Annotated in this window: 16 protein-coding genes; 5 read left to right on the forward strand and 11 right to left on the reverse strand. The window is 69.9% G+C overall.

The genetic code is table 11. The features are described from left to right. Positions 1 to 69: 69 nt before the first annotated feature. From Q9Q40_11830 to Q9Q40_11840, 3 genes are all read left to right on the forward strand, one after another. Positions 70 to 1,413 carry a Glu/Leu/Phe/Val dehydrogenase dimerization domain-containing protein gene (locus Q9Q40_11830; GenBank protein MDQ7007911.1) on the forward strand — a complete coding sequence of 448 codons (1,344 nt, stop codon included), beginning with the start codon at positions 70 to 72 and terminating at the stop codon, positions 1,411 to 1,413. 12 nt (positions 1,414 to 1,425) lie between these two features. Then, positions 1,426 to 1,701 carry a hypothetical protein gene (locus Q9Q40_11835; GenBank protein ID MDQ7007912.1) on the forward strand — a complete coding sequence of 92 codons (276 nt, stop codon included), beginning with the start codon at positions 1,426 to 1,428 and terminating at the stop codon, positions 1,699 to 1,701. 112 nt (positions 1,702 to 1,813) lie between these two features. After that, positions 1,814 to 2,509: a hypothetical protein gene (locus tag Q9Q40_11840; protein ID MDQ7007913.1), complete on the forward strand. Its 696-nt coding sequence runs from the start codon at positions 1,814 to 1,816 to the stop codon at positions 2,507 to 2,509. Here Q9Q40_11840 and smpB read toward each other — a convergent pair. The 4 genes from smpB to Q9Q40_11860 form a co-directional block, all read right to left on the reverse strand. Further along, positions 2,445 to 2,933 carry an SsrA-binding protein SmpB gene (gene smpB / locus Q9Q40_11845; GenBank protein ID MDQ7007914.1) on the reverse strand — a complete coding sequence of 163 codons (489 nt, stop codon included), beginning with the start codon at positions 2,931 to 2,933 and terminating at the stop codon, positions 2,445 to 2,447. The genes Q9Q40_11840 and smpB overlap by 65 nt on opposite strands. A 92-nt stretch (positions 2,934 to 3,025) precedes the next feature. Beyond that, positions 3,026 to 5,059 (reverse strand): thrombospondin type 3 repeat-containing protein, encoded by a 2,034-nt coding sequence (locus Q9Q40_11850; GenBank protein MDQ7007915.1) that lies wholly within the window; start codon positions 5,057 to 5,059, stop codon positions 3,026 to 3,028. Next, positions 5,056 to 6,081: a hypothetical protein gene (locus tag Q9Q40_11855; GenBank protein ID MDQ7007916.1), complete on the reverse strand. Its 1,026-nt coding sequence runs from the start codon at positions 6,079 to 6,081 to the stop codon at positions 5,056 to 5,058. The genes Q9Q40_11850 and Q9Q40_11855 overlap by 4 nt, the downstream gene beginning before the upstream one ends. A gap of 67 nt (positions 6,082 to 6,148) precedes the next feature. Then, entirely contained in the window at positions 6,149 to 6,388 is a 240-nt protein-coding gene (locus Q9Q40_11860; GenBank protein ID MDQ7007917.1) for a hypothetical protein, read from the reverse strand. A gap of 376 nt (positions 6,389 to 6,764) precedes the next feature. On the opposite strand from Q9Q40_11860, the gene ricT reads away from it, so the two are divergent. Both ricT and Q9Q40_11870 read left to right on the forward strand, forming a co-directional pair. Continuing rightward, positions 6,765 to 7,541 (forward strand): regulatory iron-sulfur-containing complex subunit RicT, encoded by a 777-nt coding sequence (gene ricT / locus Q9Q40_11865; protein MDQ7007918.1) that lies wholly within the window; start codon positions 6,765 to 6,767, stop codon positions 7,539 to 7,541. Then, a complete protein-coding gene (locus Q9Q40_11870) occupies positions 7,538 to 8,110 on the forward strand; it encodes a hypothetical protein (protein MDQ7007919.1) in 573 nt (190 codons plus the stop codon). The genes ricT and Q9Q40_11870 overlap by 4 nt, the downstream gene beginning before the upstream one ends. Positions 8,111 to 8,116: 6 nt before the next feature. Here Q9Q40_11870 and metG read toward each other — a convergent pair whose 3' ends face one another. The 7 genes from metG to Q9Q40_11905 form a co-directional block, all read right to left on the reverse strand. After that, a complete protein-coding gene (gene metG, locus Q9Q40_11875; protein ID MDQ7007920.1) occupies positions 8,117 to 8,458 on the reverse strand; it encodes a methionine--tRNA ligase subunit beta in 342 nt (113 codons plus the stop codon). Between the two features lie 3 nt (positions 8,459 to 8,461). Continuing rightward, positions 8,462 to 9,706, reverse strand: a complete 1,245-nt coding sequence (larC, locus tag Q9Q40_11880; GenBank protein MDQ7007921.1) for a nickel pincer cofactor biosynthesis protein LarC — start codon at positions 9,704 to 9,706, stop codon at positions 8,462 to 8,464. Then, complete coding sequence (locus tag Q9Q40_11885; GenBank protein ID MDQ7007922.1) at positions 9,703 to 10,449, reverse strand: NAD-dependent protein deacylase; 747 nt, start codon at positions 10,447 to 10,449, stop codon at positions 9,703 to 9,705. Before Q9Q40_11885 ends, larC begins: the two co-directional genes overlap by 4 nt. A 146-nt stretch (positions 10,450 to 10,595) precedes the next feature. Then, on the reverse strand, positions 10,596 to 11,117 hold the full coding sequence (locus Q9Q40_11890; GenBank protein MDQ7007923.1) for a hypothetical protein: 522 nt from the start codon (positions 11,115 to 11,117) through the stop codon (positions 10,596 to 10,598). After that, entirely contained in the window at positions 11,114 to 12,184 is a 1,071-nt protein-coding gene (locus tag Q9Q40_11895; protein MDQ7007924.1) for a hypothetical protein, read from the reverse strand. Before Q9Q40_11895 ends, Q9Q40_11890 begins: the two co-directional genes overlap by 4 nt. Further along, entirely contained in the window at positions 12,178 to 12,852 is a 675-nt protein-coding gene (locus Q9Q40_11900) for a hypothetical protein (GenBank protein MDQ7007925.1), read from the reverse strand. The genes Q9Q40_11895 and Q9Q40_11900 overlap by 7 nt, the downstream gene beginning before the upstream one ends. Positions 12,853 to 13,151: 299 nt before the next feature. Continuing rightward, the coding region (locus Q9Q40_11905; GenBank protein MDQ7007926.1) for a hypothetical protein at positions 13,152 to 13,389 on the reverse strand (238 nt) is incomplete at its 5' end.

The raw sequence follows: 13,389 nt of genomic DNA on the forward strand, positions 1-13,389 counted from the left end.
CCCCCGGCTTGTGGCCGCCCGGCTTTCGCGGCAAGCTGGGCGCTCCCCCCTCCTGCTGGTGATACGACCATGACATCTATCGATTGGCTCCGGCTCTCTCCCCAGAGCTTCGTCCAGGCCCTCGGCGAGCAGGGCATCGAACGCTTCTACCTGGTCTGGGACCGGGACGCGGGCCGGGTGCGGGCTTCCCATCCCGTCCTCGAGCCCCTGGCCGCGCTCCTGGAAGGCGATCGGCGGGACTTCGACCACCACGAGGGTTTCTTCGCCCAGGTCGGGCCGACCAGTGGTGTGCTCCAGGCCGCCGCCGTGCATCGCACCTGTCGCGGCCAGGCTGCGGGGGGGGTGCGTTACTGGCACTACGACACGGTGGAGGATCTCATCCGCGACGGCCTGCGGCTGGCCCGGGGCATGACCCTCAAGAACGCCCTGGCGGGGCTGTGGTGGGGTGGGGGCAAGGGCGTGATGGCGCGCAACAGCGGCGCGGCTTCGGCGGATCCCGGGTACCGCCGCCGGGTCTACCAGGACTATGGCGCCTTCATCTCCTCCCTGCGGGGCTGCTACGTGACGGCCGAAGACGTGGGTACCTCGGTGGAGGACATGGCGGCGGTGTTCTCCCGCACCCGCTTTACCACCTGCATTCCGCCCGAACTGGGGGGCAGCGGCAATCCTTCGGTGCCCACGGCCCTGGGGGTGGTGCGGGGCATGGAAGCGGCCCTCGAACACCTGGGGCGGGGCGGCCTGGCAGGCAAGACCGTGGCGATCCAGGGCCTGGGCCACGTGGGCGAACCCCTGATCGGCTTCCTGCAGGAGCGAGGCGTGGCCCGGGTCATCGGTGCCGACCTGGATCCCCGGCGCCCCGTTGCCCTGCGCCGGCTCTACCCGGAGCTTGAGATGGACCTGCGCACGGTGGAGCGAGGCGACCTGTCGATCCTCGCCGCCGAGGCCGACGTGCTCGCGCCCTGCGCGACGGGGGGTATCCTCTCGCCGGCGACGATTCCGGGTATTCGCGCCCCTGTCGTCTGCGGCGCGGCGAACAACCAACTCGAGGACGACCAGCGGGACGACCTGGCCCTGGCCGAGCGGGGCGTGCTCTACATGCCTGATTTCCTGGTCAACCGGATGGGCATCGTCAACTGTGCCGACGAGCCCTTCGGCTCGGTGGACCAGGATCCGGCCTTCGAGGCGCACCTGGGCGATCAATGGGAGAACAGCATCTACCGCCTGGGCTTGGCGGTGCTGGAGGAGGCCGCACGGCGGCAGCTTCCCCCGGCCCGGGTGGCCCTGGAGATCGCCGAGCGGCGCTCGCTGGAAGAACATCCGATCTGGGGCCATCGAGGCCGGCTCATCATCGATTCTCTGGTGGCGGGCGGCTGGGCCTCGAGCCCTGCTGGCACGGCCCCCGAGGCGGGATAGAATACGCGGCCCATGAACAAGAAGGCCCTGATCGACACCCTCAACAGCTTGCGTTTCGGCGAGCTTTCCCGCTTGAGCACCCGTCTCGACGAGGTCCGGGGCGAGGTGCGGGCCGCCGGCCACGCGGAGATCGCCACCATCCTCGACGAGGCCGCCGAGCGCCTTGCGGCCTTCGATGTCAAGGAGTTCCGGCGCCGGGTGCAGCACGCGGTCAGCCGCCTGGGGCACGTCAAGGACGAAGGGCCTCGCCCCCTTGCGCCCCGGCTGCCCTCCCGCCTGCGTCGTTGACCGTCGCCGGGCGTGCGTCGGCCGGTGGGCTCGGTCCCCCCGTTCGGGTTCCTTTCGCCGGGATTTGACCTGGCCGGTCCCGGAGCCGACATTCCCGGCGAAGGGCGAGACCATGCTGACCGGATTCAATACCGATGTGAACTTCGACGGCGTGACCTATCACGTGCAGAGCGAGGACCGTGGACTCGACAACCCGATCCTCGACAGTCTCGTCTATTGTGGCGGTCAGATCCTCCACCAGGAGAAGACGAGCTACCGGGATCTGCTCGACCAGGGTCTCGAAGGCCACGAACTGGACCGGGCCCTGGCCCGTCGCCTGGAAGCTCAGCACCGTGACCTGGTCAGGCGGGCGCGGCACGGCGGCTTCGTGCCCGGCGGTCCCCCGACCCTGGCCGATGTGTTCGGCGACCTGGAAGACGGCCTGCTCGGCGGTGATCTGAGCGCCGATGTGATCATGCCCCTCGAGTTGAGTTGGAAGCCGGACGAGGCCTGCCGTTTTGGCCTGAGCGGCACCCTCTCCATCGTCGGCCCTGCGGGAGAAGCGGCCCCCGGCGTGGAGGTCTCGGCTCGCCTGGTGTCGCCGGGGTTCGATCCGGCCCGGCTCTTCGAGGGGCACGCGGGTGCCAGCGGAGAGATCACCATCGCCCTGGCGCTGCCACCCATGCGCCCGGCGGCGATCGTCTTCTCGGCCCAGTCGGCCGCCGGTGCGGGGCGGTTGCGGATCGACCTGGAAGCCGAAGGGGTCAGCGACCCCCGCCCCGGGCACGCATCGCCTGCTGAATCTCCCGCTCCTGTATCTTCTTCTTGATCGCGTCCCGCTTCTCGTGTTTGGCTCGACCCCGGGCCAGGGCGATCTCCACCTTGATCCACGAACCCTCGATGTAGAAGCGTAGGGGGATCAGCGTGAAACCGCTGCGCTCGGTCTTGCCCAGCAGGCGGGCGATCTCATGGCGGTGCAGCAGGAGCTTGCGCACCCGTTCGGGCTCGTGGTTGCTGTGGGTGGCGTGGGAGTAGGGGGCGATGTGGCAGTCGTGGAGCCACACCTCGCCGTCTTTCACCCGGGCGTAGGCGTCCTTGATCTGGATCCGCCCCTCGCGGCAGGATTTGACCTCGGTGCCTTCGAGGGCGATGCCGGCCTCGTAGGTCTCGATGATCTCGAAGTCCCGGCGGGCCTGGCGATGGACGGCCAGGTTCCGGTAGCGCTGGCCGCCGTCCCTCTTGCTCTTTCCCACACTCTCGCCCTTTCCTCGCCAGCATAGCGGCTACCCGCCCGGGCGGCCAAGCCCCGCTCTTGCTGCGTGGGTCGCTGCACTCGAGCCGAAGTCTAAGGGCAGGCGTCAGGGTTGGTGTTGGCGCGGGCTGTGCCGTCGCTGTGGCGACCCCAGGGGCCGGTGGCGGGGCAGACCCGGTTGAAGGCGCGGACCAGGTAGAAGAAGCCGTCGGCGGGGGGGGGAGTCTCGGCGTCCTCGAATCGGGTGTCGCTGCGGTCGGCGTCGCGGTGGTTCTGGCAGGCGCCGTAGTCGTCGCCCGCGAGCTGGCTCAGCAGCCCCCGTGAGACATCGTAGAGGTCGCCGAAGGGAGCCGGCTGCCAGGTCATCACCGTGGGAGAGGATCCTTCCAGGTGCACGCCGGCCACCTCTTCGGGGACGCCCCCGCTACTGTCGCTGGGGGCGCAGTCGGCGGCGTCCGCCTGGCCGTCGCCGTCGTAGTCGTCCTGGCAGGCATCGCCCACCAGGTCACCGTCGCCGTCCGCCTGGTCGGCGTTGGCCACCAGGGGGCAGTTGTCGGCGAGCTGGGTGATGCCGTCACCGTCCATGTCCACCGGACTGACCACCCAGACCGAGGAGACGCGAGTACCGCCGGTCACCGAGGAAGCCAGAACCATGTCGGCGATGCCGTCGGCGTTGATGTCGACCGGGGATTCGAAATGGAGAGCCCCGTCCTCGTCGGGGCCGTAAATGTGAACATCCTCGTCCGGATCCCCGATCTGGTTCTCTCCAGGAAAAGAAAACGGCCCGAAGTAGACCGACGCCTCTCCCGAGCCAACAAGCGCATTGTCCTGTCCGTCGGCGGCGCTTGCGCTGAGGCAGATGTCATCTGCGCCGTCGCCGTTGATGTCCCCCAGTTGGACCTCGCCCGCTTGATCTTCGGCTTCCTGTCCATAAACCACGTAGTCGGTGTCCGTCAGGAGGTCTGCCGTTGCCGGCCAAGTCGCGCCGGGTTCGTATATGCGTGCCTCTCCCGTGTAGGGTTGCCCGTTGTCGGGTCCATCCGCATTGACAGCCCCACAGAAGATCTCCGGCATTCCGTCCGCGTCGAGGTCTCCCGTGGCCAAGTGGTCCGGGTTGCAGATTCGGTCAAGAGCGTCCGGGCCGTAGACCGTCAGATCGGAGTCGACAAGGCGCAGCTCGATTTCCGGTGGCCAATTCGGCCTGCCTCGGAAGACGTAGAGATCGCCCGTCCGATCTCTGGTGTTACCTGGGCCGTCCGCGCCGCTGGCCGAAGCGATGATGTCGACAGTGCCGTCTTGATCGAGATCGGCGGCACCCATGTTGATACCCATGAAGTCGGACTGCTCCTTCCCCCACACGGTGACATCGCTGTCACTGGTGAGATCGATCACTGCCGGCCACGTGGAGCGTCCGAAGAGAATGTCGAAACGGCCGGTGAAGAGCAAAAACTGCTGTTTGCCATGGGATCGATTACGGGACAAGACCAGGTCAACCAGGCCGTCGCCGTTCACGTCACCGGTGGGAATGGCCTCGTCGCCGCAACGGTCGTCCGCCCGGGCGCCGTAGATCACCGTTCCGGGATCGTAGAAGAGATCGATGGTGCCGCTCAGAGCCGGATCGCCGAAAATGATGTGAGCCTGACCCGCGGCATCCTTGAGATTGCCTTCGGCGTCCGCCAGAGGAGCGCCGAGGATCAAATCGTCGGTGCCGTCCCCGTCGAGGTCGCCGCAGCCCAGCCCCTCGCCGAGGTCGTCGTAGCCCCCTTCGCCGATGATCCAGAGATCGTGGAGGGTTTCGACTGGAAAGACGCCGGCCCAGCGGCCTCGGCGGCCATAGATCACCGAAACTTCCCCCGCCTGCCATCGTTCGTTGGTTACGCCGGATGCTCCCGGGGCGCCGATGACCAGATCCTGGATACCGTCGCCATTGAGGTCGCAAGCCACCGCTTCCCGTCCAAGTTCGTCGTTGACCTCGGTGCTGTCGATACGCAGAGAATCGGTGTCCGTCGCCAGGTCGATGACGATTGGCGCTTGCGCGGTCGCCGAGCCGAGAACGCCTGTAGCAGTTCCGAGAGCTGCAAGTGCGTAGATCCGGAGGGCCTTTGCGGCAACACTTGAGCCGCTCATGGCGCAAGCGTGCTCCCCACACGGAAGACATCCAGCCGGTGATCCCAATGGTGAGTGAAGATCGCCCAGCGATTCTTTGCCTCGTAAAGGGGATCTCCTGGAACGGTTTGTAGATCCGAAACGCTCCTGTTGCAGATGTGCGAGCAGCTCGTCAGTGTGCATCCCCGGGCGACCGTTGCATGAATCGTCGGGTTGTTCTGCCCATTCTCAACCCGAATCTGCAACAAGGCATCCACATTCCCGTTCTCGAGTTGGTCGATGTCCTTGCAGTCGTCGGAGGGGTCGGCGGTCTCCAAGTCGGCCAGCGTGACGCTACCGACAAGGTCCCCCTGGGTGCCCACCGGAGTACCGTTGTTGCGGTACACCCTGAGGGTGGGCGTGGAAGTGAGGGAGAAATCATCAGGTTCGTAGAGGAACTTCAGCATGTAGGAATAGATGATGTAATTGCTGATCGTGCCGACGGAAAGAAACCGCGCGTGAAGCTCCAGGTTGTAGCTCTGGGCATTGCCCGGATTGGGGACTTCCGCGGTAGAGAGACTCTGAAACTCCACCTCGGCCCAGACGTGGGGGTCCTGGGCCTGGACGGCCTGGAGGCCGAGCAAGGACTGGGTGGGCACCAGGGCGAAGGGTACGCTCGCGGCGTCCTCACTGATGTGGGCTCCGTTGCCCACGTCGAGGGACGAACCGTTGGGAAGCAGCCACTCGTCCTGCCAGGCCTCGTCGGGGCCGATACCGTCGCCCCGTCCGCCGGCGGGCAGAGCGCCGGTTCGCTTGCGCTTGGGCTTGGGCTCGCGGCAATCGAAGTAGTCCTCGTGAAGCTGGGGTGTTTCGTGGGAGACCGGCGCCGAGGTGAAGGTCCCCGGCGTGTCTGCGGCGGTCCACTCGGACCGGCAGGTGCAGCCGGTGACGCCGTCCTCCTCGCGGCAGAAGGACACCCGGAAACGGTGGGATGTGCCCTTTTCGAGGCCGGCGGCCTCGAAGACGGCGGCGGTGCCGTTGTAGGTGCGGAACTCGGGTCGCACGGCATCTCGGGACGAGATGTACCCCTTGTTGCCCTCGGACCAGATGTTGCTGTAGGCCGAGTTGCCGTCAGGCCGCGACTGGGCATGGATGCGAGGTCTCGGAGGTGCCCCGCTTGAGCACGGGGGAGACCTGGGGCGCAGCCGGCTCGGTGCACGGTGGATCGATGGGATCGGGGCAGAGAATCGCGTAAATCGGCCCCGGGTGCTCGAGCAGGAGCGCCTCGTCCATGTCCACCGGCTCGGAGAAGCAGCCGTAGCCCACCTGCTGCTGGGCGAAGCTGAAGCCTGCGCCGAAGAGCGAAAACATGGTCAAAGCGAAGAGAGGGGGAGAGAGCTGAACGGGTTGTTCCGCCGGATCGTACGCATCATGGACTCCCCTCCTGGTTACGGAACGTTCTGCACTCGAGGATAACGGTACGCCGGTGGGTGGGAGGAGCAAAGCTCTTCTTGGAAAGTGCCACGGCAGGCGATGTAAGTCCGGTGGCTGTCGTGTGGTGATCGTTTGTCGGGGATTCGGATCGTGTTCCAGATGCACGTTGAGGAGAGGGCTGGCTTCGCTCACCACGTCTCCTACGAGTTAGCGGGATGGGTTTGCGCGGGGTGTGCTGCGTGGGGCGGGGCGCGCGGGGGATGGGGAAGGGTGGCGGGGATCGGTTACGATTGGCGTCGGAGGAGATCGCTTCGTGCTCAGCATCCAAGTGGAGATTCCCGGTCAGGCCAAGCCCGTCACTTGCTCGACCCGTTTCGAGGATCTCGGCATCGGTGACCGCCTGCTGGTGGAGATCGACGGCAAGACGACCTTCGCCTGGGTGGTGCGGGTGCCCCTCGAACTGGAGTGGGGCGAGCGCAAGCCCCGGGGCAAGGTGCTGCGCCGCGCCAGCAGGGCCGACGAAGAACGCCAGTCCCACATCGAGGCCCGGCGCCAGGAGTGGCTGGAGATCGCCCGGGAGATGGTCCTCGAGCATGGGCTGCCCATGCGGGTGCTGCGCGCGGATCTGACCCCCTCGGGGGGAAAGGTCACCTTTTACTTCGTGGCGGAGGGCCGGGTGGACTTTCGGGCCCTGGTGCGCGACATGGCGCGGCGCCTGAGGGCCCGGGTGGAGTTGCGGCAGATCGGCGTGCGCGACGCCACGGTGCTGCAGGGCGGCGTGGGCCACTGCGGCCAGTCCCTGTGCTGCGCGCGGTTTCTCGACGGTTTCGCGCCGGTTTCCATGCGCATGGCCAAGGCCCAGGGCCTGCCCCTCAACCCGTCGAAGATCTCCGGCCAGTGTGGCCGGCTGATGTGCTGCCTGCGCTATGAACTCGAAGGTCCGGATCAAGGCGGCAAGGCCCGGCGCAAGGGGGCGCGGCGTTGCTCGGGTGGTGGCTGCAAAGGGGGAGGGTGCGCCCAGAAGCGTTCCTCCCGCCCGGATCCGGCGGGCCCATCCGGCGGGGAGAGGCCTCCCACGAAACCGTCATGAGGCCCTCGACCCGCTGGGCCCTGATCGCCGCGGCGGTGCTCGCGGGAGTGGGTGGGGCCGCAGTCTACCTGGCGGAACTCTCCGTGCCTCCGCCTCCCGCCGCCGGCTGTCGCCAGGAGCTGAGCCTGATCGACGACGATGGCTCGGAGCTGCCGGCGGCTGTCTACCGCTGCGAGGCGGCCACCTCCCGACGTCCGGCGATGCTGGTCTGGGCCGACACCCCTCGCCGGGCCCGCCCGGCGGTCCGGGCCTTCGACTTCTGGGCGCGGGGGGGGCGCTCCCTGTGGGTGGTCGAGACTCCGCCGCGTCCCGACGCCCTCGAGCGACAGGTCCTCGCTGCCCTCGAGATGCTGGCCGAAGATCCCTGGGTCGATCCCGCCGGGATCACCCTGGTCGGCGGGGCCTCCCTGCTGCCCCTGGCGGCGGAGCCGCCGGGGCGGGTGCGCGTGGTGCTGGTGCTCGAAGGGGGGAGCACGGCCGTTTCGGGAACGGCCGACGGTGTGGAAGTGGTGGCCGGCGGCTGGAACTCCGAGACGCTCGGCGCCCTGGCCGAGCGTCTGGCCGACTGACGGTGCTCAGCTCACCCTGGCGCCCGGCGCCAGATCGCCGTCCAGGGTCAGCAGGTGGGGCCGGCCATCCTCGCCGGTGGCCGCCAGCAGCATGCCCTCGGAGATCTGGCCCCGCAGGCGCGCAGGCTTGAGGTTGGCCACCACGACGATGGTGCGTCCCACCAACTCTGCGGGCTCGTAGGCCTCGGCGATACCGGCGATGATCTGCCGCTGTTCAGCGCCCAGATCCACCTGCAAGCGCAGCAGGCGGTCGGCCTCGGGGTGGGGCTCGGCGACAAGGATGCGCCCGGCGCGCAACTCCACGCTGCCCACCTGGTCGATGGAGATCAGTCCTTCATCCCGGTTCACGCCTCATTCCTCCGTGTCTTTCCGGCGGCCTTCTTCGAAGGCCTGGTGGGCGGCCCGCCGTACCCGGTCCACTCCGAGGCCGGTGGAGCGGGCAAGGTCCAGGCAGTCCTCGAATTCGGGAACGCCCCGCAGCACGTGACCGGCGCTGTCCAGGGCGCGCTTGATGCGTACCGTGCCCCAAGGCGTTTCCACGGGCATCGTATCCCGGGCCCACTCCAGTCGCTCCTCCTCCCGCACTCGCACGCCCAGGGTGGGGCTGGCCCGCAGCAGCACCTGGGCCAGCCGGCGGCTTTCCCCGGCGGGAGTGATCACGGTCAGCAGGAAGCCCGGACGGCCCTTCTTCATCGACAGGGGCTGGGTCCACACGTCCAGGGCGCCGGCGGCCCACAGCGCCTCGGCCAGGGGAGGCAGATCCTGGGGGGAGATGTCGTCCAGGGCGGTGGTCACCACTCCCACCCGCCGTCGCAGGGGCGCGGCCGGTCCGGGAGCCTGGCCCAGCAGGCCCCGCAGCACGTTGGCCAGACCCGGATCGTCCCGGCCCCCCGCCCCGTGGCCCGAACCCTCCACCTGCAGGGCCGGGACGGTGCCGAAGTCGTCCACCACCGCCCTGAGCAAGGCCGCTCCGGTGGGTGTGATCAGTTCCTTGTCGATGGGCCCCCCCTCGATTTCGAGGCCTTCGAGAAGGACACTGACGGCAGGTACCGGCACCGGCAGCAGGCCGTGAGCGCAGCGTATCTGTCCGCCGCCCACCCGCAGGGGCGTGCTGCAGCTCACCGTGGTGATCTCCAGGGCGTCGAGCCCCAGGCAGGTGCCCAGGATGTCCACCAGGGCGTCGTCGGCGCCCGCCTCGTGGAGGTGGACCTTTTCCACCGGACAGCCGTGAACCCGGGCCTCGGCGGCGAAGAGGGCCTCGAGGGTGCGCCGGGCCCGGCAGGCGGCCCGCTCACCCAGCTCCGCCCGCTCCACCATGGCCAGCATCTCGCCCAGGTGGCGGTGATGCCCGTGGGGGGCGGGGGCTCCGGCCTGCTCTCCGGGCGGCTCTTCCCAGCCGCCGACCACCACGTGAACCTTGGTCGCCGCGATGGCGCCGCGGCGCACGCTTTCCCGGCGCAGTTCCACACCCTCGAGGCCCAGGCGGCGGACCAGGGCTTCGATCTCCTCCAGCTCCAGCCCCAGGTCCACCAGCAGGCCGAGCCACATGTCACCGGCTACGCCCCCGACCGGATCGATGTGCAGATGTCGATTCATGGCGATGGGTCTCCGGGCTCCACCAGCCGTGGCAGAGCGGTGGCGGCGGTCTCCCGCAGCCGGTCGTGGGCCACGGAACTCAGGGCCGTTTCCCGGGGATTGATTTCGACCACCCGTGCTCCCGCCGAGTGAGCGATACGGGCCAGGGAAGCGGCGGGCTCCACCACCCCCGATGTGCCCACCACGAGGAAGAGCTCCGCCCGGCGCGCGGCCCGCTCGGCGGCTGCGAAGGGGGCGGGGGGAAGGGGCTCACCGAACCACACCACCCCCGGCCGCAGTCGGGCGCCGCAGGGGCAGGGGGGAGGCAGGGGGCGCGGGAGAGGGACCCGGCGGTCTTCCCGGTCCACGCCGCACTCTCTCTCGCAGCGCAGGCGCCAGATGTTGCCGTGGAGTTCGTGGACCCCGGTGGAGCCGGCGAGCTGGTGGAGGCCATCGACGTTCTGGGTGACGAGGGTCAGTTCGGGGACGATACTCTCGAGTCGCGCCAGGGCTCGATGGCCGGCGTTGGGCCGGCAGCGGGCCAGGTTGGCCCGGCGGGCATCGTAGAACTCCCAGACCATCACCGGATCGGCCGCGAAGGCCTCGGGCGTGGCCACCTCCTCCGGCCGCCGTCCTTCCCACAGGCCGTCGGCGTCGCGGAAGGTGGGTACCCCCGATTCGGCGGAAATCCCCGCCCCGGTCATCACCGCCACTCGGCGGGCCGTGACCAGGGCCCGGGCCAGAGACGGCTGCGAGTCGCTCATCGTCGTCCTCCTGCGGCGATTGTAGGGGGAGCGGGTGAGCCCAGCGAACTCCGCAGCCGTCGGCGGGCCGGGGGATGTATGGAGGGCCCGGGCCTCTTCCAGGGGCTCCGGGGAGTGCCCGGCCGTCGTCCGGGGAGGGGGGGCGATCAGCAGGCGAGGTGGATCAGGGTGCGGGATTCCACCACGTCCTCGCCGTAGAGCTTGCCTTCGTAGCCGGGGATCCGGAGTTGAGCGCCGTCGATGCGGGCGGGCACGGCCAGCAGGGTCAGGGGGACCCCGTTCGGGGGGGGCGTGCCGGCGAGGCGGGCCACCTCGGCGATGCGGGTCGGATCCAGGCGGGCGCCGAAAGGAGGCGGATTCGGCAGGTCCTGTTCCACCTCCCAGGTGTCGAGACGCTGCGCGGCGACGCGGCTGAGGGTCAGGGGGCGACCGGAGTAGAACGCCGGCATCACCGCCGGCGCCTCGACCCAGAAGGGCAGGTGGATCAGGGCGCCTTCGCCGGACGGGGGTCCGATCACCCGGGCGGTTTCGATGGCCACCAGCCCCTGTCCCGAACAGAGGTAGGCCGCGCGGCAAGGGCGACAGAAGGCTACACGGTCGATGGCACGGCCGCTGAGGTCACCGCTGCAGCGGGGACAGAGCAGGGGGACGAAGCGGGCGGCCTTCATCGCCGGCGCTCCCCGCGGCGGTGGATCCAGCGGCGCAGGCTCACCACAGAGAGACTCGCCGCGGCCAGGGCGGCCCCCAGGAGGCGCAGGCGGAAGCCCGTGGCGTCGGCGTCGGCCAGGGCTTGCGGTGGCAGCAGGGCCAGGCGTGCCGTCGCGGCGCTCAGGCAGCCGGCGGCGAGGGAGGCGATCAGCACCAGCCGACGATCGTGCAGCCGGTCGCCGCTCGCGGGCAGGCGCAGCCCTACCACCCGGCCGCGGATGGCATCCACAGCGGCGCTGCCACGGCGCCGGCCCACCTGGAAGCGGATCAGGTGGAGGGGGTAGAACAGAAGTCCGACTTCCCGGGCCAGTACGGAGGTCTCGCTGAAGGCCTCCTCGAGCCCGGCACACAGGCCCTCGCGCACACGTTCGAGCAGGCGGCCGGCCTCGGCCTCGGCCTCGTCTCGTCGAAGCAGCGGGTCGAGCACGGTGCCCTGGCGGCGCACGTCGGGGTGGAAGACCTGCACGACGCCCAGTTGTTCGAGGGGCAGGCCGGCTCCCAGACCGCCGCTTCCCTGTCGCCGCCCGTCGAGAGTGGGGACACCGAACTCTTCGAGCGGGCAGGCGGAGATCACGGCCAGGTGGTCCCGCTGGATCTCCCGGGTCACCTTTTCCCGTCCATCGTCGACTTCGGTCCACTGGTAGGCCGTGTTGCCGTTTTCGAGGATCGTGCGTTCGAGCACCCGCCGGGAACGTCGCCGCAATCCGGAGAGATGGCCCGCCAGCAGGCTGCGTATCCTCCAGAAGGGCGCGAAGATCAACTCGCTGTCGTGGAGGCGGAAGGGGCCGGACAGGTCTTCCTGCCCCAGGGCCTCTTCCACGGCCCGCGCGGCGAAGTCGGCATCCACGGCCGGCAGGGCCACCAGCCGCCCGGCGCCCGCCGCGTCTTCGATGCGACCGAGCACACCGCAGTCCGGGCAGCGGGCCAGGAAACCCGCTCCCCCCTCCGGATCGGGACTGCCCCCGCAGCGGGGGCAGGCGACGGCTTCCAGCCGCCGGGTCGCGGGGGTCAGGAGCCGACTCACCACCGCTCGGCCCTCCACCAGAGCCAGGCTCCCAGCATCGTGGCGGCCACCGCGGAAAGGGGCAGCGGCAGCAGCAGTCCCGCTCCCGTGCCGCCGGCCAGGCCCACGGTCAGCGCCCGCTCCAGGCCCCGGTGATCGTCGCCCGCTCCCTGGCCCAACTCGCCGGGCAGGATGACCTGGGCATCGACGGCGTCGACCCAGGCGGCGGTCTCTTCGTCGCCCCGGCTGAGAGGGACGCGGAAAAAGGGATAGAACACCACCGAGGCCCCGGCCGGCGGCTCGATGGAGATCGGCACCCGGCTGGCACAGGAGCCCGCGGCGGCCCAGTTCTCGTCGATCACCAGGTCGGCTCCCGACGGACGCCACCGCCCGGTCAGGGCCGGCGGCAGGGGGGCCAGGGGTTGGTAGGGATGACGCGGATCGGCTTGTCTGAGAAGGGGGTAGACCACCGGTCGTGGTTCGAGGGTCCGCCAGCCCCTCTCCCCCCGGCGCAGCAGAGTCCGGGCCACCCGCCGGCGAGCGGCGGCGGCGTCCAGCCGCGGCCGGGCCTCGAGGCGCCGGGCCGGTTCGAGGGCGGCCAGCAGGGCCCCGCAGTAGGCGCAGCGGGAAAGGGGATCGGGCTGTCGGTCTTCCCGGGGCCCGCCGCATCGCGGGCAACGAGCACCTGCCATGGTGACCTCGCCAACTGGGCCTCTGCGCCGGGGGAGGCGCGGGCTCTGGGGGCAAGCTCGGCTCCTCCGCACGGCAGGGCAACCCCCCCACCGTGGAGCGAACAAGGTTGTTCCTGGCTGCCCGGCCGGGGGGGTGCCCCCTCCTGCCGGGCGCCGGCCCCCGGAGCGCGCCCGGTGCGCCCCGCAGCCCCCCCCTCGCCAGCCGGTGACGGCCCGGGGAGCGCCCACAGGCCCCCCCTCCCGGCGCCGCCGGGCGCGGGGGCGCCCCGGGATCCATCGGCCGGGCCGGCCGGGCGCGCTCAGACAGCGTTCTTCAGGTCGTGGGGCTTGACTTCCAGGTGGGACGGGAAGGGCAGGCGGCGGCGATAGACCGCCTCCCAGGTCGGCGGCAGGTCCACCTCGAAGGGCTGGAGCCGGCGGGCGAGGATCCGCGTCCAGTCCCAGGGCCGGTCGCTCAGCCCGGCATGCATGGCCCGGGTACCGGCCCGGGGCTGGCGCTCGGCGCGCAGCTTGACGTAGTTCAGCCACACCCCGTGG

Source organism: Acidobacteriota bacterium (assembly GCA_030949985.1).
Taxonomy (GTDB): Bacteria; Acidobacteriota; Polarisedimenticolia; order J045; family J045; genus JALTMS01.

Bases quoted from the DNA above. Each gene is read 5' to 3' on its own strand.
- Q9Q40_11830 (MDQ7007911.1), top strand. From the start codon at position 70: ATGACATCTATCGATTGGCTCCGGCTCTCTCCCCAGAGCTTCGTCCAG.
- Q9Q40_11835 (MDQ7007912.1), top strand. From the start codon at position 1,426: ATGAACAAGAAGGCCCTGATCGACACCCTCAACAGCTTGCGTTTCGGC.
- Q9Q40_11840 (MDQ7007913.1), top strand. From the start codon at position 1,814: ATGCTGACCGGATTCAATACCGATGTGAACTTCGACGGCGTGACCTAT.
- Q9Q40_11850 (MDQ7007915.1), bottom strand. From the start codon at position 5,059: ATGAGCGGCTCAAGTGTTGCCGCAAAGGCCCTCCGGATCTACGCACTT.
- Q9Q40_11860 (MDQ7007917.1), bottom strand. From the start codon at position 6,388: ATGTTTTCGCTCTTCGGCGCAGGCTTCAGCTTCGCCCAGCAGCAGGTG.
- Q9Q40_11870 (MDQ7007919.1), top strand. From the start codon at position 7,538: ATGAGGCCCTCGACCCGCTGGGCCCTGATCGCCGCGGCGGTGCTCGCG.
- larC (MDQ7007921.1), bottom strand. From the start codon at position 9,706: ATGAATCGACATCTGCACATCGATCCGGTCGGGGGCGTAGCCGGTGAC.
- Q9Q40_11885 (MDQ7007922.1), bottom strand. From the start codon at position 10,449: ATGAGCGACTCGCAGCCGTCTCTGGCCCGGGCCCTGGTCACGGCCCGC.
- Q9Q40_11890 (MDQ7007923.1), bottom strand. From the start codon at position 11,117: ATGAAGGCCGCCCGCTTCGTCCCCCTGCTCTGTCCCCGCTGCAGCGGT.
- Q9Q40_11900 (MDQ7007925.1), bottom strand. From the start codon at position 12,852: ATGGCAGGTGCTCGTTGCCCGCGATGCGGCGGGCCCCGGGAAGACCGA.